General features: G+C 66.9%; 21 protein-coding genes and 1 pseudogene. All 22 read left to right on the plus strand.

The window, feature by feature from the left end:
• Position 1: 1 nt before the first annotated feature.
• Positions 2-1117, plus strand: coding sequence for an efflux RND transporter periplasmic adaptor subunit (locus tag FGX59_RS01865; RefSeq protein ID WP_138464791.1), 1116 nt, complete (start codon positions 2-4; stop codon positions 1115-1117).
• Entirely contained in the window at positions 1114-4668 is a 3555-nt protein-coding gene (locus tag FGX59_RS01870; RefSeq protein WP_138464793.1) for an efflux RND transporter permease subunit, read from the plus strand. Before FGX59_RS01865 ends, FGX59_RS01870 begins: the two co-directional genes overlap by 4 nt.
• Positions 4669-4706: 38 nt before the next feature.
• Complete coding sequence (locus FGX59_RS01875) at positions 4707-5390, plus strand: DUF2161 domain-containing phosphodiesterase (protein WP_138464795.1); 684 nt, start codon at positions 4707-4709, stop codon at positions 5388-5390.
• Between the two features lie 228 nt (positions 5391-5618).
• Entirely contained in the window at positions 5619-6503 is an 885-nt protein-coding gene (gene nifH, locus FGX59_RS01880) for a nitrogenase iron protein (RefSeq protein ID WP_138464797.1), read from the plus strand.
• A gap of 88 nt (positions 6504-6591) precedes the next feature.
• Entirely contained in the window at positions 6592-8103 is a 1512-nt protein-coding gene (gene nifD, locus FGX59_RS01885) for a nitrogenase molybdenum-iron protein alpha chain (protein ID WP_138464798.1), read from the plus strand.
• A gap of 188 nt (positions 8104-8291) precedes the next feature.
• Positions 8292-9833: a nitrogenase molybdenum-iron protein subunit beta gene (gene nifK, locus FGX59_RS01890; protein WP_138464800.1), complete on the plus strand. Its 1542-nt coding sequence runs from the start codon at positions 8292-8294 to the stop codon at positions 9831-9833.
• 184 nt (positions 9834-10017) lie between these two features.
• Positions 10018-11151 (plus strand): cytochrome c peroxidase, encoded by a 1134-nt coding sequence (locus FGX59_RS01895; protein ID WP_171060477.1) that lies wholly within the window; start codon positions 10018-10020, stop codon positions 11149-11151.
• A gap of 295 nt (positions 11152-11446) precedes the next feature.
• Complete coding sequence (gene nifE / locus FGX59_RS01900) at positions 11447-13021, plus strand: nitrogenase iron-molybdenum cofactor biosynthesis protein NifE (RefSeq protein WP_240722206.1); 1575 nt, start codon at positions 11447-11449, stop codon at positions 13019-13021.
• A complete protein-coding gene (gene nifN / locus FGX59_RS01905; RefSeq protein WP_138464802.1) occupies positions 13021-14406 on the plus strand; it encodes a nitrogenase iron-molybdenum cofactor biosynthesis protein NifN in 1386 nt (461 codons plus the stop codon). Before nifE ends, nifN begins: the two co-directional genes overlap by 1 nt.
• Positions 14381-14860 (plus strand): nitrogen fixation protein NifX, encoded by a 480-nt coding sequence (gene nifX / locus FGX59_RS01910; RefSeq protein WP_138464804.1) that lies wholly within the window; start codon positions 14381-14383, stop codon positions 14858-14860. Before nifN ends, nifX begins: the two co-directional genes overlap by 26 nt.
• Position 14861: 1 nt before the next feature.
• Entirely contained in the window at positions 14862-15335 is a 474-nt protein-coding gene (locus FGX59_RS01915) for a NifX-associated nitrogen fixation protein (protein ID WP_138464806.1), read from the plus strand.
• 69 nt (positions 15336-15404) lie between these two features.
• Positions 15405-15608: a CCE_0567 family metalloprotein gene (locus tag FGX59_RS01920; protein WP_138464807.1), complete on the plus strand. Its 204-nt coding sequence runs from the start codon at positions 15405-15407 to the stop codon at positions 15606-15608.
• A 34-nt stretch (positions 15609-15642) separates the two neighbouring features.
• Complete coding sequence (gene fdxB, locus FGX59_RS01925; protein WP_138464809.1) at positions 15643-15951, plus strand: ferredoxin III, nif-specific; 309 nt, start codon at positions 15643-15645, stop codon at positions 15949-15951.
• Complete coding sequence (locus FGX59_RS01930; protein ID WP_240722207.1) at positions 15932-16489, plus strand: nitrogen fixation protein NifQ; 558 nt, start codon at positions 15932-15934, stop codon at positions 16487-16489. Before fdxB ends, FGX59_RS01930 begins: the two co-directional genes overlap by 20 nt.
• Positions 16446-16934, plus strand: a complete 489-nt coding sequence (locus FGX59_RS01935) for a hypothetical protein (RefSeq protein ID WP_138464811.1) — start codon at positions 16446-16448, stop codon at positions 16932-16934. The genes FGX59_RS01930 and FGX59_RS01935 overlap by 44 nt, the downstream gene beginning before the upstream one ends.
• A gap of 367 nt (positions 16935-17301) precedes the next feature.
• Positions 17302-17622, plus strand: coding sequence for an iron-sulfur cluster assembly accessory protein (locus FGX59_RS01940; RefSeq protein WP_138464813.1), 321 nt, complete (start codon positions 17302-17304; stop codon positions 17620-17622).
• Between the two features lie 13 nt (positions 17623-17635).
• Positions 17636-18205, plus strand: a pseudogene (gene nifU, locus FGX59_RS38560) (Fe-S cluster assembly protein NifU); the annotation flags it as partial.
• A 159-nt stretch (positions 18206-18364) separates the two neighbouring features.
• Positions 18365-18691, plus strand: a complete 327-nt coding sequence (locus FGX59_RS39245) for a NifU family protein (RefSeq protein ID WP_255471528.1) — start codon at positions 18365-18367, stop codon at positions 18689-18691.
• Between the two features lie 11 nt (positions 18692-18702).
• Entirely contained in the window at positions 18703-19923 is a 1221-nt protein-coding gene (gene nifS / locus FGX59_RS01950) for a cysteine desulfurase NifS (protein WP_370295677.1), read from the plus strand.
• Positions 19924-19936: 13 nt separating this feature from the next.
• A complete protein-coding gene (gene nifV / locus FGX59_RS01955; RefSeq protein WP_138464816.1) occupies positions 19937-21124 on the plus strand; it encodes a homocitrate synthase in 1188 nt (395 codons plus the stop codon).
• On the plus strand, positions 21121-21837 hold the full coding sequence (cysE, locus tag FGX59_RS01960; RefSeq protein WP_138464818.1) for a serine O-acetyltransferase: 717 nt from the start codon (positions 21121-21123) through the stop codon (positions 21835-21837). The genes nifV and cysE overlap by 4 nt, the downstream gene beginning before the upstream one ends.
• A gap of 20 nt (positions 21838-21857) precedes the next feature.
• Positions 21858-22205, plus strand: coding sequence for a nitrogenase stabilizing/protective protein NifW (gene nifW, locus FGX59_RS01965; protein ID WP_138464820.1), 348 nt, complete (start codon positions 21858-21860; stop codon positions 22203-22205).
• Positions 22206-22283 lie beyond the last annotated feature (78 nt).

A 22283-nucleotide genomic window follows, 5' to 3' on the forward strand; every position in this document is an offset into this window, starting at 1 on the left:
GATGAGATTTCTGCCGATCGTGACTGCCATCATCGTGGCGGCCGTCCTCTACGGAGTGGTCTTCGAGCGCCCCGCGCTGCGTGCTCTGCTCGGCGCAAAAGCGCCGACGCCCGAGGCCGCGGCCCCCGCGGAGACGGCCGTGCCGCAGACCCTCGACGCCGCGGGCCATGCCGCCATCGACGTGGTCGCCATCGACAGCACCGCCGAGGCGGTCGACAGCGCCGTGGTGCTGCGCGGCCGCACCGAGGCCGACCGCTCCGTCGAGGTGAAGGCGCAGATCTCCGGACTGGTGATCTCGGCGCCGAAACCCAAGGGCAGCTTCGTCAGCGAGGGCGAGGTGATCTGCGAGATCGATCCGGGCACGCGCTATGCCGATCTCGAGGAGGCCAGGGCGCAGCTCGCCGAGGCGGAGATCTCGAACACCGCGGCCGAGCGGCTGTCGAAGGGCGGCTATACCTCTGAAACGCAGGCGGTTGCCGCCCGTGCCCAGCTTGAATCCGCGCGCGCCGCGGTGGCCCGGGCCGAGACCGAGATCGCCCGGCTGCAGATCGCCGCCCCCTTCGACGGGCTTCTCGAGACCGACAGCGCCGAGCTCGGCAGCCTGATGCAGACCGGCTCCGCCTGCGCCACGGTGATCCGGCTCGATCCGGTGCGGCTGGTGGGCTTCCTGCCCGAGACCCAGGTCTCGCAGGTCGAGACCGGCGCGGTCGCGCGGGCGCGGCTGGCCGACGGCACGGTGAAGGAAGGCCGCGTCAGCTTCGTCTCGCGCTCTGCCGACGCCGCGACCCGCACCTTCCGGGTGGATATAGAAGTGCCCAATCCCGATGTCTCGGTGCGCGACGGCCAGACCGCCGAGATCGCCATCGAGGTGGAGGGCAGCCGCGCCCATCTGGTGCCGCAATCGGCGCTGACGCTGGATGATGACGGCACGATGGGGCTGCGCACGGTCGATGGCGAGAACCGCGTGCGCTTCCTGCCGGTGAAGGTGCTGCGCGACACCGCCGAGGGCATGCTGGTCACCGGCCTGCCCGACAAGGTGCGGATCATCACGCTCGGTCAGGATTACGTGACCGAGGGCGTCGAGGTGGCGGTCCATGCCCCGGAGGACGCGTCGTGACCGGCCTGGTCGACTGGGCGGCGGGCCGCGCCCGCATGATCGCGGCCTTCATCATCCTGTCGCTGGTGGCGGGCGCCTACTGCTATGTCACCCTGCCCAAGGAGGGCGAGCCGGATATCGAGATCCCGATGCTCTTCGTCTCGGTGCCCTTCCCCGGCATCTCGGCCACCGACAGCGAGAAGCTGCTGGTCCGGCCGATGGAGACCGAGCTTTCCGATCTCGACGGTCTGGAATCGATGAAGGCGACGGCCGCCGAGAACTATGCCGGCATCGCGCTGGAATTCGATTTCGGCTGGGACAAGACCAAGATCATGGCCGATGTCCGCGACGCGATGAGCAATGCCGCGGCGGATTTCCCCGACGGGGCCGAGCAGTACTCGATCAACGAGATCAACTTCTCGGAATTCCCGATCATCATCGTCTCGCTAACGGGCGACGTGCCCGAGCGGACGCTGGTGCGGCTGGCCAAGAATCTGCAGACCCGGCTCGAATCCCAGGATGCCGTGCTGGAGGCCGCCCTGGCGGGATCGCGCGACGAGATGGTCGAGGTGGTGATCGACCCGATCCGGCTCGAGGCCTACAATGTCACCGCCGCCGAGCTGGTCAGCGTGGTCGAGCAGAACAACCGGCTGATTGCGGCGGGCGACATCCAGTCCGCGACCGGCGCCTTCTCGGTCAAGATCCCCTCCTCCTTCGAGGACAGCCGCGACCTGTTCAACCTGCCGGTGAAGACCAATGGCGACCGCGTGGTGACGCTGTCGGATCTGGCGGATATCCGCCTGACCTTCGAGGACCGCGAGGGCACGGCGCGCTTCGACGGCCAGAAGACGGTCGCGCTGCAGGTGGTCAAGCGCAAGGGCTTCAACCTGATCGACACCGCCGCGCAGGTCCGCCAGATCGTCGCCGACGAGCGCGCGAGCTGGCCGCCCGAGCTGCAGGACGCGGTCTCGGTCGCGACCTCGAACGACCAGAGCTACAATGTCGCCTCGATGATCTCGCAGCTCGAGGGCTCGGTGCTGACCGCCATCGCGCTGGTCATGATCGTGGTGCTGGCCAGTCTCGGCGGGCGCCCGGCGCTGCTTGTCGGCTTCGCCATCCCGACCTCCTTCCTGCTGTGCTTCGTCTTCCTCGCCGTCATGGGGGTGACGATTTCCAACATCGTCATGTTCGGCCTGATCCTCGCCGTCGGCATGCTGGTCGACGGGGCGATCGTGGTGGTCGAATATGCCGAGGGCCGGATCGAGGAGGGCCAGGGGCCGATGCGCGCCTATGTCGAGGCCGCCAAGCGGATGTTCTGGCCGATCGTCAGCTCCACCGCGACGACGCTCTGCGCCTTCCTGCCGATGCTGTTCTGGCCGGGCGTGGCGGGCGAGTTCATGGGGATGCTGCCGGTGACGCTGATCTTCGTGCTCTCGGCCTCGCTGATCGTGGCGCTGATCTACCTGCCGGTGATGGGCGGCGTGGCCGGGCGCATCGACCGCAGCTTCCACCACATGTCCGAGGCCCTGCGCGGCCTGCCGCTGCCCGTCCGCCTGGTGCTGCTGGCGCTGGCGGCGGTGCTGGCCTGGGCGGGGCTGCGCGCGCTCCTGACCCCCTCGGGGCAGATGCCCTTCGCGGCGCTGGCGATGTTCGTCGCCGGGCTCTCGGCCGTCGCGGTCACTGCCGGGGCGCTGAAGCGGGCCCCGCGCGAGGCGGAGCTGTCCCGCGGCTACCGGCGCAGCGCCTTCGGCCATGCCATCGCCTTCGTCGCGGGCAATCCGGTGATGCCGCTCGTCACCATCGCCGGGGTGGTGGGCTTCGTCGTGCTGGTCTTCGTCACCTACGGCCAGAAGAACTACGGCTCGGAATTCTTCGTCGAGACCGAGCCCGAGCAGGCCATCGTCTATGTCCGCGCCCGCGGCAACCTGTCAGTCGCCGAGAAGGACGCGCTGGTCCGCCGGGTGGAGCGCGAGGTGCTGGCGACCAAGGGCGTGGCCTCGGCCTTCTCCTTCGCCGGCGCGGGCGGGCTCAACTCCAATAACGGCGGCGGCGAGGGGCCGCGCGACGCGATCGGCCAAGTGCAGTTCGAGACCTTCCCCTGGGAGGACCGCCCGAAGATCGCCGCCGACGGCCCCTGGTGGCAGCGGCTGCTGCTGCGCGAGGTCGCCGATCCCTATTACGACGGCAATGCCGTTCTGGCGCGGCTCGAGGCGCGGCTGGCCGGGATCCCCGGCATCTATACCGAGATCGCCGATCTTGCGCAGGGTCCCGCCGACGGCAAGCCGCTGCACCTGCGCCTGATCGGCAATGATTTCGGCCCCATTGCCGAGGCCGCCGCCATGGTGCGCGCGCAAATGGAGGGCATGCAGGGGCTGACCGATATCGAGGACACCCTGCCCCTGCCCGGGATCGACTGGGAGATCGATGTCGATGTCGAGGCGGCCGGGCGCTACGGCGCGGATGTGGCGACGGTGGGCGGCATGGTCCAGCTCGTCACCCGCGGTATCCTGCAGGGCACGATGCGGGTCGACAGCTCCGACGAGGAGATCGAGATCCGCACCCGCCTGCCCGAGGAGTACCGCCTGCTCTCGACGCTCGAGACGCTGAAGCTGCAGACCTCCGAGGGGCTGGTGCCGCTGACCAACTTCATCTCGATCCGCCCGGTGAAGAAGCTGGCGCAGATCGACCGGATCGACCAGCAGCGCTATTACGACGTCAAGGCGGACATCCTGCCGGGGCTGCAGAACGAGGAGGGCCGGCCGGTCACCGCGACCGAGCGGATCGCAAAGCTGACCAGCTGGCTTGATATGGCGCCCCTGCCCGCGGGCGTGACCTGGGAATGGACCGGCGACCAGGAGGACCAGCAGGAGACCGCCGACTTCCTCGGCAAGGCCTTCATCGCCGCGCTCTTCCTGATGTTCATCATCCTGCTGGCGCAGTTCAACAGCCTCTACAATTCGGTGCTGGTGCTGCTCGCGGTGGTGCTGTCGACGGCGGGCGTGCTGATCGGCATGCTGGTGATGCAGCAGCCCTTCAGCTTCATCATGACCGGCACGGGCGTCGTCGCGCTGGCGGGGATCGTGGTGAACAACAACATCGTGCTGATCGACACCTACCAGGATTTCAGCCGCTACATGCCGAAGATCGAGGCGATCATCCGCACCGCGGAGGCGCGGATCCGTCCCGTGCTGCTGACCACGCTGACCACGATGGCGGGGCTGATGCCGATGATGTTCGGGCTGAGCCTCGACTTCGTCCATGGCGGCGCGACGCTCGACAGTCCCAGCGCGCTGTGGTGGAAGCAGCTCGCCACCGCGGTGGTCTTCGGCCTCGGCATCGCCACGGCGCTGACGCTGGTCTTCACGCCCGCGATGCTGGCGGCGCGGGTCTGGGCCAATGCCTATGCGATGGCGCTCCTGCGCTATATCGAGCGCGCCACCGGCGGACGGCGCTCGCGCGCGGCCGAGGACTGGCTCCTGCGCCGCCGCGCCCGCAAGGCGCCCGCGCCCGAGATCCTGTGGGACACCGGCGCCCCCGGCACGCCGCCTGCGGAGCTGCGCGCGGCGGAGTGACGCTGGCGCGAACGGCAAGCCTGGGCTAGGCTCGCCCCATGCCTGCTCCCTGCCGCGAAACCGACCTCTACGCGCCTCTCAAGGCCTTTCTCGAAGCCCAGGGCTACGAGGTGAAATCCGAAATCGCCTCGGCCGACATCGTCGCCCGCCGCGGCGAGGAGGAACCGGTGATCGTCGAGATGAAGACCGCCTTTTCCCTGGCGCTCTTCCATCAGGGCATTGCCCGGCAGGCGATCACCGACAGCGTCTACCTGGCCCTGCCGAAATCCGCCTCGCGGGCGTTTCGCGACAATGTCGGACTGGCGCGCCGCCTCGGGCTCGGCGTTCTGGCGGTGCGGCTCTCCGACGGCTTCGTCGAACCGGTCTGCGATCCCGGCCCCTTCCAGCCGCGCCGCGTCCCGAAGAAGCGCACCAGGCTGCTGCGCGAATTCGCCCGCCGCGAGGGCGATCCCAATACCGGCGGCCATCGCGGCCGGCTGATTACCGCCTACCGCCAGGATTGCGAGCGCATCGCCCGCCACCTGCTGGCAGAGGGCGCGCAGCGCGGCGCGGTGGTGGCAAAGGGCGCGGGCGTGCCCACAGCCACGGCGATCATGGCCGCGAACCACTATGGCTGGTTCGAGCGCATCGCCCGCGGCGTCTATGTCCTCAGCGAGGCGGGCGTGGCGGCGGCGGCGGCGCTGCCCTGCGACCGCGCGGACATCGCCGAAACCGGCACCTGAGCCGTCCCCGGGGGCGGATTTTCCCTTCTGCCGCGGGGCAGCGAAGCATTGTCGGGCCATTGTCGGATTTCCCACACCGCCGGATTTCCGGGCAGCCTTCGCAGTATTGACTGATTTCATTGACCTATTTTCGTGCCCGGCAACTGGCACGCTGCCTGCTCAGTAGTCTGCGAGCGCGGCAATGGGGCCGTCTCAAGATCAAAGACGACCTGACAAAGGAACCAACCAATGAGCGAACTCCGCCAGATCGCCTTCTACGGCAAGGGTGGTATCGGCAAGTCCACCACCTCGCAAAACACCCTGGCTGCCCTCGTGGAGCTGGACCAGAAGATCCTCATCGTCGGCTGCGACCCGAAGGCAGACTCGACCCGCCTGATCCTGAACTCGAAAGCCCAGGACACCGTCCTGCACATGGCCGCCGAGATGGGCTCGGTCGAGGACCTGGAACTCGAGGACGTGCTGAAAATCGGCTTCAAGGACATCAAGTGCGTTGAATCGGGCGGCCCGGAGCCGGGCGTCGGCTGCGCCGGCCGCGGCGTCATCACCGCCATCAACTTCCTCGAGGAAAACGGCGCCTATGACGATGTCGACTACGTCTCCTACGACGTTCTCGGCGACGTGGTCTGCGGCGGCTTCGCCATGCCGATCCGCGAGAACAAGGCCCAGGAAATCTACATCGTCATGTCGGGCGAGATGATGGCGCTCTATGCCGCCAACAACATCTCCAAGGGCATCCTGAAATACGCCAACTCGGGGGGCGTCCGCCTGGGCGGCCTGATCTGCAACGAGCGCCAGACCGACAAGGAACTGGAACTCGCCGAAGCCCTGGCCGCCCGCCTCGGCTCCAAGCTGATCCACTTCGTGCCGCGCGACAACATCGTGCAGCACGCAGAGCTGCGCCGCCAGACCGTGCTCCAGTACGCACCGGAGTCCCAGCAGGCCCAGGAGTACCGCTCGCTGGCCAACAAGATCCACAACAACTCGGGCAAGGGCGTCATCCCCTCCCCGATCACGATGGAAGAGCTGGAAGAGATGCTGATGGAATTCGGCATCATGCAGTCCGAGGAAGAGCGCCTCGCGGCCATCGCCGCGACCGACGCGCAGGCTTCCTGAGACCGGCCCCGCTAACCGCCGGACCGGCCCCGCGGGGCCGGTCCATAGCCCCCAGCAATCCCCAAGCACGCGAATAGGAGCCAAAAGAATGGCCAAAGATCACGTCGGCGGGTCGGAAGACTATGAAGCCCTCATCGAAGAGGTCCTCAAAGCCTACCCCGCGAAATCAGCCAAGCGTCGCGCCAAGCACCTGACCGTTGCCAAGGCAACCGAAGAAGAGCCCGATGCAACCACCGGCATTGCCTCGAAGTGCGACACCCAGAAATCGAACATCAAGTCCGTCCCGGGCGTGATGACGATCCGCGGCTGCGCCTATGCAGGCTCCAAGGGCGTCGTTTGGGGCCCCGTCAAGGACATGGTCCACATCTCGCACGGTCCTGTCGGCTGCGGCCAGTACTCCTGGTCCCAGCGCCGCAACTACTATATCGGCAAGACCGGCGTGGACAGCTTCGTGACGATGCAGTTCACCACCGACTTCCAGGAGAAGGACATCGTCTTCGGCGGCGACAAGAAGCTTGCCAAGACGATCGACGAGATCGAAGAGCTCTTCCCGCTCAACAACGGCGTCACCATCCAGTCGGAATGCCCGATCGGCCTGATCGGCGACGACATCGAGGCCGTGGCCAAGCAGAAGAACAAGGAACATGGCAAGACCATGGTGCCGGTCCGCTGCGAGGGCTTCCGCGGCGTGTCCCAGTCGCTGGGCCACCACATCGCCAACGACGCCGTGCGTGACTGGGTCTTCGACAAGGAAGACAGCGACGCGGTCAAGGCCTACGAGCCGGGCCAGTACGACGTCAACGTGATCGGCGACTACAATATTGGCGGCGACGCCTGGGCCTCCCGCATCCTGCTGGAGGAAATGGGCCTGAACGTGGTCGGCAACTGGTCGGGCGACGCGACCCTGGCCGAGATCGAGCGCGCGCCGAAGGCCAAGCTGAACCTCATCCACTGCTACCGGTCGATGAACTACATCTGCCGCCACATGGAAGAGAAGTACGGCATCGAATGGATGGAGTACAACTTCTTCGGACCCAGCCAGATCGCCGCCTCGCTGCGCGCGATCGCCGCGAAGTTCGACGAGACCATCCAGGAGAAATGCGAGGCGGTGATCGCCAAGTACCAGCCGCTGGTCGACGCCGTGATCGAGAAGTACCGTCCGCGCCTCGAGGGCAAGTCGGTCATGCTCTATGTCGGCGGCCTGCGTCCGCGCCACGTCGTCACCGCCTATGACGACCTCGGCATGGTCATCGCCGGCACCGGCTACGAGTTCGGCCATGGCGACGACTACAAGCGCACCGGCCACTACGTGAAGGAAGGCACGCTGATCTACGACGACGTCACCGGCTACGAGCTGGAGAAGTTCATCGAGAAGATCCGCCCCGACCTCGTCGGCTCGGGCATCAAGGAAAAGTACCCGGTGCAGAAGATGGGCATTCCGTTCCGCCAGATGCACAGCTGGGACTATTCGGGTCCGTATCACGGCTATGACGGCTTCGCCATCTTCGCCCGCGACATGGACATGGCGATCAACAACCCGGTCTGGGGCCTCTATGACGCGCCCTGGAAATCCGCTCCGGAAGCGATCGCCGCCGAGTGATCGGCACTGCGGTTGCAGACTGCAACCACCCCGGTTGCGACCTGCAACTGCCTACAGGATGACGGCGGCCCGATCCTCGCGGGCCCCTCTCCGGCGGCCGGGCTTGTCCCCCTCGGACCCGGCCGCCCCCTTTCCCTCTCAACCCTGGCGCGTCTCGGAATGCGGACGGCCATAGAAGGAATGCAACCATGCCCCAGTCGGCAGACAAAGTGCTCGATCACGCACCGCTCTTCCAGCAGCCCGAATACAAGGAGATGCTGGAGAACAAGAAGGTCAAATACGAATGCGGCCATCCCGACGAGATGGTCAAGGAAATCGGCGACTGGACCAAGTCCTGGGAATACCGCGAGAAGAACCTCGCCCGCGAGGCGCTGACCGTGAACCCGGCCAAGGCCTGCCAGCCGCTGGGCGCCGTCTTCGCCGCGGCCGGCTACGAGAAGACCATGAGCTTCGTCCATGGCTCGCAGGGCTGCGTTGCCTATTACCGTTCGCACCTCTCCCGCCACTTCAAGGAGCCCAGCTCCTGCGTCTCCTCCTCGATGACCGAGGATGCGGCCGTGTTCGGCGGCCTGACCAACATGGTCGACGGCCTGGCCAACACCAAGGCGCTCTATGATCCGAAGATGATCGCGGTCTCCACCACCTGCATGGCCGAAGTGATCGGCGACGACCTGTCGTCCTTCATCGCCCAGGCCAAGCAGAAGGAGTCGGTCCCGGCCGATTTCGACGTGCCCTTCGCCCACACCCCGGCCTTCGTCGGCAGCCATGTCGACGGCTACGACAACATGCAGAAGGGCATCCTCAGCCACTTCTGGGAGAAGGCCGAGCGCACCGTCACCGGCTCGATCAACATCATCCCCGGCTTCGACGGCTTCGCGGTCGCCAATATCCGCGAGATGAAGCGCCTGCTGGCAGAGATGGGCGTCGAGGACTACACCGTCCTGTCGGATGTCTCGGACGTCTACGACACGCCCTCGGACGGCGAGTTCCGCATGTATGACGGCGGCACCACGCTGGAGGATGCCAAGGCGGCGCTGAACGCCAAGGCCACCGTCAGCCTGCAGGAATACTGCACGCCGAAGACGCTGGAATACTGCGCCGACAAGGGCCAGGAGACCACCGCCCTGCACTACCCGATGGGCATCCAGGGCACGGACGAGTTCCTGATGACGATCAGCAAGCTGACCGGCAAGGAAATCCCCGAGAGCCTGCGCAAGGAGCGCGGCCGCCTGGTCGACGCCATGGCCGACAGCCAGGCCTGGCTGCATGACAAGACCTTCGCCATCTACGGCGATCCGGACTTCGTCTACGGCATGGCCCGCTTCCTGCTGGAAATGGGCGCGCAGCCGAAGCACTGCCTGGCCACCAATGGCGGCAAGAAATGGGCGAAGAAGATGGAGGACCTGCTGGCCACCTCGCCCTTCGGCAATGGCTGCCAGGTCTGGCCGCAGAAGGACCTGTGGCACATGCGGTCGCTGCTGACCACCGAGCCCGTGGACATGCTGATCGGCAACTCCTACGGCAAGTACCTGGAGCGCGACACCGGCACCCCGCTGATCCGCCTGATGTTCCCGATCTTCGACCGTCACCACCATCACCGCTTCCCGACCTTCGGCTACCAGGGCGCGATGACGGTGCTGGTCAAGATCCTCGACACGATCTTCGACAAGCTCGACGACGACACCATCATCCCGGGCGAGACCGACTACTCCTACGACCTCACCCGCTGAGGCTTGCCCAGCCAGGCCGCGTCCCTCGTGCGGCCCAGCCACGGCAAGGGGCCGGTGCGCGACAGCGCGCCGGCCCTCGCTTTTCCGGGCGGGCTTTCTCCCTGCGGTTACCCCGGATTGATCTCGATCAAGGTTGCGGCGGCAAAAGCCGATCTTTATAGTCAGGTAAAGTCGGAGTCCTCCCATGCATCGCGTCAAAGCCATCGCCGTCCTGGCCGCCATGACCCTGCCCCTGCCCGCCCCGGCGCAGGTCGCGCCCTATGCCGATCTCGCGGCCCTGGGCGAGGCGCTCTTCTTCGATCCCGCGCTTTCCGCCAACCGCACGCAGTCCTGCGCCACCTGCCACGATCCCGCGACCGGCTTCGCCGATCCGCGCGGCGCCGCCTCGCCGGGCGATGACGGGGTCAGCCTAGGCGACCGCAACGCGCCCTCGGCCGCCTATGCCGCCTTCGCCCCGGCCTTCCACCGCAAGGAGAACGGCCGCTTCGCCGGGGGCCAGTTCTGGGACGGCCGCGCCGCCGGACTGGAGGAGCAGGCCGGCGGCCCCCCGCTGAACCCGATCGAGATGGGCATGCCCGACAAGGCCGCCGTGGTCGCGCGGCTGCGCGAGAACCCCGCCTATGTCGACGGGTTCGGACGGCTCTTCGGCACGGGCACGCTCGAGGACGAGACGGCGGGCTACCAGGCGATGACCGCCGCCCTTGCCGCCTTCGAGCGGACGCCGGAATTCTCGCCCTTCGACAGCAAGTACGACCGCTACCTGCGCGGCGAGGTGGAGCTCAGCCGCGACGAGGAGCTCGGGCGGCTGCTGTTCTTCTCGCAGCAATTCACCAATTGCAACCAGTGCCACCAGCTGCAGCGCTCCGCCGTCGATCCGCAGGAGACCTTCACCAATTACGAGTTCCACAATATCGGCACGCCCGAGAATGCCGAGCTGCGCGGCATGAACGGCATTGCGGCGGGCACCGTGGACGAGGGGCTCCTGGCCAATCCCGGGGTCGACGGCGCCGCCGAGCGCGGCAAATTCAAGGTTCCTTCGCTGCGCAATGTCGCCGTGACCGGTCCCTACATGCATAACGGCGTCTTCCAGGACCTGCGCACGGTCGTGCTTTTCTACAACAAGTACAACACGAAGAACCCCGAGCGGCTGGTCAATCCCGAGACCGGCGCGCCCTTCGGTCCCGCGCCTGTGCCCGACACGCTCTCCATGGAGGAGCTGACCGCGGGCCCCGCGCTCGACGACCAGCGCATCGATGCCATCGTCGCCTTCCTCAAGACGCTGACCGACGCCCGCTACGAGCCGCTGCTCGGGGACTGATCCCTTCCGCAGCCGCATGGAAAGGCCGGGCCCCGTCCCGGCCTTTTTGCCGTCCGCCGGCTCCGGCCCGGGCGATGTCGCAAAACCTACATTGAGCGGCTTGGCACATTTCGTGACTGGCACGGTCGGCGACGCCCCTGCCCCAGCCAGCGGTTTCACTTGAAAACCGTCCCTTACACCGCTGGATTTCCTGATCTTTTGCGCTTGCCATCCGGTCCTCCGCGACTTGGCACGCCCTGTGCTCTGACCTCACCGGAAACGCGGTTCCGGCGAGGAGCCGAAGCAACAGGGGCTGATGACGATGGCGGATGCGCTGAAGGACAAGATACAGGACGTGTTCGACGAACCGGCCTGCGGTCACAACGTCAACAAGACCGAACAGCAGCGCAAGAAGGGCTGTGCCAAGCCGCTGACGCCCGGTGCGGCGGCGGGCGGCTGCGCCTTCGACGGTGCCAAGATCGCCCTGCAGCCCATCGTCGACGTCGCCCATCTGGTCCATGCGCCCCTGGCCTGCGAAGGCAATGGCTGGGACAACCGCGGCGCCGCCTCCTCGGGGTCCGAGCGCTACCGCACCGGCTTCACCACCGACATGACCGAGATCGACATCGTCATGGGCCATGGCGAGAAGAAGCTCTTCCGCGCCATCAAGGAGCTGGTTGCAAAGGAGGACCCCCCTGCGGTCTTCGTCTATTCGACCTGCGTCCCGGCGCTGATCGGCGATGATATCGATGCGGTCTGCAAGGCGGCGACCGAGAAATTCGGCACGCCCTGCATCCCGATCAACGCGCCGGGCTATGTCGGCTCGAAGAACCTCGGCAACAAGCTGGCCGGCGAGGCGATGCTGGACCACGTGATCGGCACGGTGGAACCGGCCGAATGCACCCCTTACGACATCAACATTGTCGGCGACTACAACCTCTCGGGCGAGCTCTGGCAGGTGAAACCGCTGCTCGACCGGCTGGGCATCCGCATCCTCGGCTCGCTTTCGGCCGATGCGCGCTACAAGCAGGTCGCGATGATGCACCGCGCCAAGGTGACGATGATGGTCTGCTCCAAGGCGCTGATCAATGTCGCCCGCAAGCTGGAGGAACGCTGGGGCGTCCCGTTCTTCGAAGGCAGCTTCTACGGCATTTCCGACACCTCCGACTCCTTGCGCCATATGTGCCGCATCATGGTCGACCAGGGCGCCGATCCCGAACTGCTCGACCGCTGCGAGGCACTGATCGCGGAGGAAGAGGCGAAGATATGGTTGCAACTTGAAACCATGCGTCCGCGCGTCGAGGGCCGCAAGGTGCTGCTCTATACCGGCGGGCACAAGTCCTGGTCGGTCGTCTCTGCCCTGCAGGAGCTCGGCATGGAGGTGATCGGCACCTCGGTCCGCAAGGCCACCGAGGAGGACAAGGAACGCGTCAAGGAGATCATGCAGACCGACGCGCATATGTTCGACAACATGGCGCCGAAGGACATGTACCGCGTGCTGAAGGAGGCCAAGGCGGATGTGCTGATGTCCGGCGGCCGGTCGCAATTCGTGGCGCTGAAGGCGAAGATGCCCTGGGTCGACGTGAACCAGGAGAAGCACGAGCCCTATGCCGGCTACATGGGCATGGTCGACCTGGTCCGCGCCATCGACCGCGCGGTGAACAACCCGATGTGGGCCGAGCTGCGCGAAGCCGCACCCTGGGAGGGCGAGCTGCCCGAGGCCGGCGTGATGCCGCCCTTGAAGGGCGCCTGCCCGGTCACCGGGATCGAGGGCCAGGGCCCGGCCGTCGTGCCGATGACCCGTCCCGCCCCGGCGAAGGAACCCGCGATGGCCGGGACCGGCTTCCTCGGCGGCTCCACCAACCCGACCGATTTCGAGGATGACTGCTGATGGCCAGGATCACCCATCCCAAGCGCGCGCTCTCGACCAATCCGCTGAAGAGCTCGACGCCGCTCGGCGCCGCCCTGGCCTATCTGGGGATCGAGAGCGCGATCCCGCTCTTCCACGGCTCGCAGGGCTGCACCGCCTTCGCCATGGTCCATCTGGTGCGTCATTTCAAGGAAGCCGTGCCGCTGCAAACCACTGCGATGAATGAAGTTTCCACGATCCTCGGCGGCGCGGACCAGATCGAGGAAGCGATCGAGAACCTGCGCCGGAAATCCGCGCCGCGCTTCATCGGCATCGCCTCGACCGCGCTGACCGAGACCCGCGGCGAGGATGTCGTCGGCGAGTTGAAGGACATCCTGCGCCGCCGCGACGACTTCGCCGATACCGCCGTGGTCTATGCCTCCACACCCGATTTCGAGGGCGCGCTGGAAGATGGCTGGGCCAAGGCGGTCGAGGCGATCATCGACGCCCTGGTCCCCGCCGCAAGCGAACGCGACCCCGAGCTGCGCCAGGTCAACCTGCTTTGCGGCAGCCATCTGACCCCGGCGGAAATCGAGGAGCTAGTGCGCCTGATCCGCGCCTTCGGCCTGTCGCCGATCGTGCTGCCGGACATCTCCTGCTCGCTCGACGGCCATGTCTCGGACGACTGGCGCGGCACCTCGCTGGGTGGCACGACGATCGAGGATATCGCGCGGATGGACCGCTCCGCCTTCACGCTGGCCATCGGCGAGTCGATGCGCGGCGCCGCCAGGGCGCTCGAGGACCGCGCCATGGTGCCCTTCCGGGTGTTCCAGTCGGTCACCGGGCTGAAGCCGGTCGATGCCTTCATCCGCACGCTGATGACGCTGTCGGGGATGCGCGACGCGCCGCCCTCGATCAAGCGCGAGCGGTCCCGCCTGGTCGATGCCGCGCTCGACGCGCATTTCCATACCGGGGGGTTGCGGATTGCAATCGGGGCCGATCCCGACCTGCTCTACGCGCTGTCCCAGACCCTCTCGGGGATGGGCGCGGAGATCGTCACCGCGGTCTCGACCTCGCAGCACAACCCGGTGCTGGAGCGCGTCCCGGCAGAGGAGGTTGTCATCGGAGACCTCGGCGATTTCGAGGATCTGGCCCGCGCCGCCCGCGCCCAGATCCTGGTGACCCATTCCCATGGCCGCCATGCCGCGCACCGGCTGCACCTGCCGCTTGTCCGCGCGGGCTTCCCGATCTTCGACCGGATCGGCGCCCAGGACATCTGCCGGGTCGGCTACCGCGGCACGCGCGCCTTCCTCTACGAGATCGCGAACACCGTCCAGTCCATCCACCACCGCGCGACGCCCGAGGATTTCGGCGCCGCCCCCATCCCAGAGGAGTTCGACCATGTCCCGCACGCTCAGACTTGTTGATTCCGGTGCCACGGAGGCCGAGGGCAAGCCTCTGCGCGTGGCGATCGCGACCAACGACATGGAAAACCTCAACGCGCATTTCGGCTCGGCCAAGAAATTCGCGGTCTATGACGTGACGCCGACCGGCCACAGCTTCGTCGAGGCGCATGAATTCGCCAAGTTCACCAAGCAGTCCGGCAAGCATGACGACCAGGACGACAAGATCACGCCGAAGATCGAGGCGATTGCCGGATCGGCGATCCTCTTCGCGCTGGCCGTCGGCGGTCCCTCCGCGGCCAAGCTGGTGAAGGCCGGGATCCACCCGATCAAGCGCAAGGGCCCGGAGCCGATCACGGATGTGCTGGAGCAGGTCCGCGTGATGCTCAACGGCACCCCGCCGCCCTTCCTGCGCAAGATCCTCGGCACCGAGAAAAAGCCCGATTTCATGGATGACTACGAAGAGGAGACGGTCTGACATGGCCACTGAGACCCTGGACGGCCCGCGCGGCGGCGAGATGACAGGCAGCCCCTTCCTGAAGCAGCTCGCCGCGGTGATCCGCGCCGAGGACAGCTACGGGACCTGGGACGACAAGTCGGATGCCGAGCTGATGTCTGAATTCATCGTCACCAAGGAGGAGCGCCGCGAGATCCCGATCATCGGCGATCCCGACCCGGACGTGATGTGGCGCATCACCAAGTTCTACGATGCGATCGGCCTGCTGATCGAGAAGCAGACCGGCTGCATGGCCAGCCAGATGCAGAAGATGAGCCATGAGGGCTTCGGCCGGATCGTTCTGATCGCGGGCAAGCTCTGCGTTGTCTCCAAGCATCTCCGCGATGTCCACCGCTTCGGCTTCGAGACCTATGCAAAGCTTGGCGAGGCGGGTGAGAAGATCACCGCCGACGCCGTGGCGATCATCGAGAAATTCCCCGAGGCCTCAAAGGCCTGAGGACCGGTTTTCACGTGCAACCGCCCTGGCGCGGTTGCCGCCACCACGCATGAGACGAGGAGACCCGCGATGTCGATCGAGGAACTCGAAGCCAAGGTGAAGAAGCTGTCGATGCGCTCCACCACCGCGAAAATGAACCTGCATGACCTCTCCGAGGAGCTGCCGACCGACTGGGAGAAGATCCCCGAGGTCGCCGCCGAGACCTTCGAGGTCTTCAAGGAGCTGGCCGCAGCGCGCAAGGCGCTGAAAGAGGCCAAGAAAGCCACCGCCTGATCCCGGGCCACAGCCACTGAAGGACCCTGAACCGATGCCGATGACTGCGCTTACCCGTGGGGGAACGGAGTATGTCCCCGAATTCCTGATGGCGATCGATGCCCAGAAGTGCATCGGCTGCGGCCGCTGCTACAAGGTCTGCGGCCGCGATGTCATGGGCCTCGGCGGTTTCACCGAGGAGGGCGCGCTGCTGATCCCCGGCACCGAGGAATACGAGGAGGACGAGGACGAGATCATCAAGAAGGTGATGGTCATGACCAACCCCGATGCCTGCATCGGCTGCGGCGCCTGCAACCGCGTCTGCCCGTCGGACTGCCAGACCCATGCGCCTCTCGACGCCTGATATCCGCGTCCCGGCGGGGATGCAGGCGGAGCGGATGCTGATCAGCTCGGATTTCGCCTGCATCTTCGACCATGCGCTGAAGGCGCGGGCCGCCGGCAAGGGCACCCTGCCCGAGCTGCTCGGCCTGCCGCCCGCGGCGCTGGAGAAGCTCGCCGCCAGGTGGTTTCCCTATGCAACCCTCCCCGATCTCGATGCGGAACCGCCTGCGGTCCTGCCCGACCAGGAGGCCATCGCCAAACTGCTGCTCTGGCGGGGCGGACGGATCGATGCCGAAACCCAGTGGCTGGCCGCGATCATCGCCCGCCGTGCCATGGAGACCTCCCATCTGTGGGAGGATCTTGGCCTTGCCGCCCGCCCGGCGCTCAGCGCGCTGATGCGCCGCCACTTCCCCCGCCTCTTCGAGGCCAATTCCCAGAACATGCGCTGGAAGAAGTTCTTCTACCGCCAGATCTGCGCGGACAAGGATTTCGCGCTATGCCTGAGCCCGACCTGCGATGACTGCCCTGAATACAGCGACTGCTTCGCCCCGTCCGAGTGAGGGGCTGGCGCTCCTCGCCGGAGCGGAGGCCGCCCGGTCCCGCCCGCTGGAAAGCGCCGCCGCGATCCGCGCCGCGCTTGAGGCCGCGCCCGAAGACTGGCGCGTCCGCCTGGCCGCCTACCGGTTCTATTTCTATTCCCATGACCATGCCGCCGCGCTGGAACAGGCCGGCGAGCTGATCCGCCATGCCGCGCGGCAGCTCAATATCGCCGGCGACTGGCGCGAGGTGCGCCCCGGCGATGCCCCCTTCTCGGCGCATGAGTTCGGCCCGGGCCTCTACATGCAGGCGCTGGTCGCGCTCGGCTACTGCGCCGCGCGGCTCCATCGCGACGACATCGCCCATGAAGTGCTGTCGAAGGCCGGCGATCTCGACCCGACCGACCGGTTCGGCGGGCTCTGGCTTCTGCGCCATATGGAGGCGCGCGACGCCGCGCTGGAAGAGTAGACCATTCCCCATCCCTGCCCGGAAGGGACGCCGCCCGCAAGCGGCGTCCCTTCGCCGTTTTCCTCGCAGGCCCGGACCTGGTTGCAAGTCGCAACCGCCCGGCCCGCCCGGGACCAGCACCCGGTTGCAACCCGCAACCGCCGCACCCCCCCACGCACCGTCGCACAGGGCTGCCGAAAACCGGCATTGCAGGCGCCGGTTTCGCGCAAAGGCGACAAAACGGCTTTGTCGCAAATTCTGCAATGTCGCGTGCCAACCCGCCCGCACATGACCATCAAGTAACGGAAATAACACGCAAAACAATCTTGGCACGCCGCATGCTTGATCCTGATCCGAACGCAAGCCGCACCTGAACAGGAGAGATGAAATGCTGGCAATCACCGAAAGCGCGCAATCTGCCATCAAGTCGGCCATCGACGGCGCCGGCCAGCCCGTTGCCGGGCTGCGCGTCATGGTCCAGGGCGGCGGCTGCGCCGGGCTGCAATACGGCATGGCGCTGGAGCTGGAAATCCAGTCCGACGACGCCGTGATCGAGGCAGGCCCCGTCAAGGTCCTGGTCGATCCGGAAAGCCAGGCGCATCTGGCCGGCACCACCATCGATTTCGTCTCGGGTCTCGAGGGCTCGGGCTTCGTCTTCAACAACCCCAATGCCAGCAGCAGCTGCGGCTGCGGCAAGTCCTTCTGCTAAGGAGCCAGCCCTCATGTGGGAATACACCGACACGGTCAAGGATCACTTCTTCAACCCGCGCAACGCCGGCGCAATGAACGACGCCAATGCAGTCGGCGAGGTCGGATCGCTCTCCTGCGGTGACGCGCTGAAACTGATGCTGAAGGTCAATCCCGAGACCGAGATCATCGAGGATGCCAAATTCCAGACCTTCGGCTGCGGCTCGGCCATCGCGTCCTCCTCGGCCCTGACCGAACTGGTCATAGGCAAGACGATCGACGAGGCGCGCAAGCTGACCAACCAGGACATCGCCGAGTTCCTCGGCGGCCTGCCGCCCGAGAAGATGCACTGCTCGGTCATGGGGCAGGAAGCGCTGACCGCCGCCGTCGCCGCCTACAAGGGCGAGGAGCTCGACGAGGACGACCACGAGGAAGGCGCGCTGATCTGCAAGTGCTTCGGCGTCGATGCCGGCATGATCGAGCGGGCGATCCGCAACAACAAGCTGACCACGCTGGAGATGGTGACCTTCTACACGAAGGCCGGCGGCGGCTGCAATTCCTGCCGCGAGCCGCTGGAAGAGCTGCTGGCCGACACCAACAAGGCCATGGTCGCCGAAGGGCTGATCAAGGCGGAGGAAGCCTTCATCTTCGGCTCGGCCCCCGCGCCGAAAAAGGAGAAGACGGTCAAGGGCTTCGTCATCCCCGACACTCCCGTCGCCGCGCCGACCGGCCCGGCCCAGCCCTCCGCCCCGGTCCAGATCGCCATGCCCGCCGCCCCGGCAGCGGCCCCGGCCGCCGTGGCCGTCGCGCCCGCCCCGGCGCCCGCGCCTGCCGCCGCTCCGGCCACCGGGCTGAGCCCGGCCAAGGAGGCGATCCTGGTCGCAAGGCTGATCGAGGAGATGCGCCCGACCTTCAAGCGCGACGGCGGCGATGTCGAGCTTTTCGACATCGAGGGCAACATCGTGATGGTCCATCTGACCGGCGCCTGCTCGGGCTGCCAGCTGGCGACCCAGACGCTGGGCGGCATCCAGAAGATCATCTCCGAGGCACTGGGCCGTCCGGTCCGGGTCATCCCCGTGGCAAAGACCTGAGGAGCCAAGCGATGAAAGACATGACCGAGGTCACCCCCGTCTATCTCGACAACAACGCCACGACCCGCGTCTGGCCGGAAGTCGTCGAGGCGATGCTGCCCTATTTCTCCGAGCAGTTCGGCAATGCCTCCTCGATCCACGCCTTCGGGGCGGAAGTCGGCGGCGCGCTGCGCCAGGCCCGCCGCTCGCTGCAGGAGCTGATCGGCGCCGAATTCGACCACGAGATCATCTTCACCTCGGGCGGCACGGAGTCGAACAACACCGCGATCCGCTCCGCGCTGCAGGTCCAGCCGGGCCGCAACGAGGTGATCACCTCTGCCGTGGAACATCCCGCGATCCTCAGCCTGGTCGACTGGCTGGAAAAGCACGAGGATGTCGTGGTGCACCGCATCGGCGTCGACAAGCTCGGCCGGCTGGATATCGACGCGTACCGCGAGAAGCTGTCGGACAAGACCGCCGTGGTCAGCTTCATGTGGGCCAATAACGAGACCGGCACGATCTTCCCGGTCGACGGGCTCGCGGAACTGGCGCACCAGCATGGCGCGCTCTTCCATTGCGACGCGGTCCAGGCCGTGGGCAAGGTGCCGATCGACGTCAAGTCGACCGATATCGACATGATGTCGATGTCCTCGCACAAGCTGCACGGTCCGAAGGGCCTGGGCGCGCTCTATCTCAAGAAGGGCACCCGCTTCCGTCCGCTGCAGCGCGGCGGGCACCAGGAGCGCGGCCGCCGCGGCGGCACCGAGAACGCCCCGGCGATCGTCGGGCTTGGCAAGGCGGCGGAAATGGCCAGGGCCAGCATGGCCGAGGACATCAAGCGCATGACCGCGCTGCGCGACAAGCTGGAGACCGGGCTCGTCGCCTCGGTCGGCCACTGCTTCGTCACCGGCGATCCGCTCGACCGGCTGCCGAACACCTCGACCATTGCCTTCGAGTACATCGAGGGCGAGGCGATCCTCCTGAAGCTGAACCAGGCAGGCATCGCGGCCTCGTCGGGCTCGGCCTGCACCTCGGGCTCGCTCGAGCCCAGCCACGTGCTGCGGGCGATGGACATCCCCTTCACCGCCGCCCATGGCGCGATCCGCTTCTCGCTCAGCCGCGAGACCACGGAGGAGGAGATCGACCGGGTCCTGGCCGTCGTGCCGGAGATCATCGCCGGTCTGCGCGTGATGTCGCCCTTCTGGTCGGCAGACGGCGCCTCGCCCGAAAACTTCGACCCCGCTTACGCCTGAGGAGCCTGACGCGATGTCCCCGGTTCTCGACTTTCCCGCCCTGACCAACCGTCCGGCCATGATCTGCGACACCACGCTGCGCGATGGCGAGCAGACGGCGGGCGTGGCCTTCACCCTCGAGGAGAAGCTCGCGATCGCCCTGGCACTGGACGAGGCGCATGTCACCGAGATCGAACTCGGCGTCGCGGCCATGGGCCCCGAGGAAGTGGCCGAGATCCGGGCCATCGCGCAGGAGCTCCGGCATGCGGAGCCCGTCGTCTGGTGCCGCCTGCGCATGGCGGATCTGGACGCGGCGCAGTATACAGGGGTGCGGCGGCTGCATTTCGCCGTGCCCACCTCCGAGCGCCAGCTGGTCGGCAAGCTCAAGGCCGACCGCAACTGGGCGCTCCGCGAGACGGCCGCGCTGGTCTATACCGCCACCACCCGCGGCTTCGCCGTCTCGGTCGGTGCCGAGGATGCCAGCCGCGCCGATCTGGAGTTCCTGGTGGAGCTCGCCCGCGTCGCCAAGGCCGCCGGCGCGATCCGCTTCCGCCTGGCCGACACGCTGGGGCTGATGTCCCCCTTCACCGCCCATGCGCTGGTCGCCAAGCTTGCGCCGCAGATCGACCTGCCGCTGGAATTCCACGCCCATAACGATTTCGGCATGGCCACGGCGAACACGCTGGCCGCCTACCAGGCCGGGGCGGACCACCTGTCGGTCACCGTCAACGGGCTGGGCGAGCGCGCCGGGAATGCCGCGCTGGAAGAGGTCTCCGCCGCGCTCGATGCGGAAGGGATCCCGACCGGCGTCGACCTGCGTCGTCTGATGGCGCTGTCGCTGCTCGTCGCCCATGCCTCGGGCCGCCCGCTGCCGGCGAACAAGCCGATCGTCGGCGAATACGTCTTTTCCCACGAGGCCGGCATCCATGTCGATGCCATCCTCAAGAACAGGAACACCTATCAGGACCCGCGCGTGGATCCGGCCCGGTTCGGCCGGTCCCACAGGCTGACGGTCGGGAAGCATTCCGGGATGTCCGGGCTTCAGGCCGCGCTCGCCGCCAACCACCTGCCGAGCGATACCGAGACCGTCCGGCGGGTCCTGCCCCTTCTTCGCGGCTGGGCCAATGCCGCCAAGCGCGAGGCCCAGCCCGAGGATCTGGTGTCGCTGGTCTCCATCGCCTGGTCGATCGAGGAAGCCGAAGCACGGAGCCGCGCGTCATGAGCCTGTGGTCGCTGATCCGCTCCGACTTCGTCTCGATCCGCGAACGCGACCCCGCGGCACGCGGCAAGATCGAGACCGCGCTGGTCTATCCCGGCCTGCATGCGGCGGTGGCGCACCGCTTCGCCCATGCGCTCTGGGCGCGCAACTGGCGCTTTTCCGCGCGGTTCCTCGCCTATCTCTCGCGCGCGGTGACGGCGATCGACATCCATCCCGGCGCGAAAATCGGCCCCGGCTTCTTCATCGACCATGGCGCGGGCGTGGTGATCGGCGAGACCGCCGAGATCGGCACCAATGTCACGCTCTATCACGGCGTCACGCTCGGCGGGGTCAGCTGGTCCCCGGGCAAGCGCCACCCGACGCTGGGCGACAATGTCATGGTCGGCGCCGGCGCCAAGATCCTCGGGCCGATCACCGTCGGCGCGGGCGCGCGCGTGGGCGCCAATTCGGTGGTCGTCTCCGAAGTGCCGCCCGAGGCGACGGTGATCGGCATCCCCGCCCGCCCGGTCCAGACCGACGCGCCGAAATCGAGCTCGCCCTACCGGGTCGATCTGAACCACCACCTGATGCCCGATCCGGTGGGCAGATCGCTTGCCCAGCTGGCCGACCGCGTCGCCTTCCTCGAGGCGAGCCTGATCCAGCACAAGCGCGCCGAGAAGCTGCCCAGCCCCAAACCCCAGACCTGCACCGAGCCCCAGCTCGGCCCCACCCACTGATCCACAAGAGGAGACCTCCCATGCCCAAGGATTTCGAAGAAACCGGCGTTCTCGACCATGTCGCCAAGCTCAGCTCGGCCGAGGACATCTTCACCTACCTGCTGGTCCCCTACGAGCAGGAGGTCGTGAACGTCTCGCGGCTGCACATCATGAAGCGGCTCGGCCAGTACATGCGCCAGACCAGCTTCGAGGGCATGGACGACAATGCCATCTTCCTGGAACTGCGCGCCGCGCTGAAGAAGGCCTATCTCGACTTCATCGAGTCGACCCCGATGAAGGAGAAGGTCTTCAAGGTCTTCAAGGACGAGGCCGAGAAGCATGCCCGCCGCTTCGTCGGCATCGACACGATCGGCCTGGCCGGCCAGTGAGCATCCGCCGCGCCCGCTGCCTGCCGGACGGGCAGTGCGGCGCGGCCCGCCGGTGCCAGACGACTTCGGCGCCCTCCG

The sequence above is a fragment of the Poseidonocella sp. HB161398 genome, from assembly GCF_005870025.1.
GTDB lineage: Bacteria > Pseudomonadota > Alphaproteobacteria > Rhodobacterales > Rhodobacteraceae > Mangrovicoccus.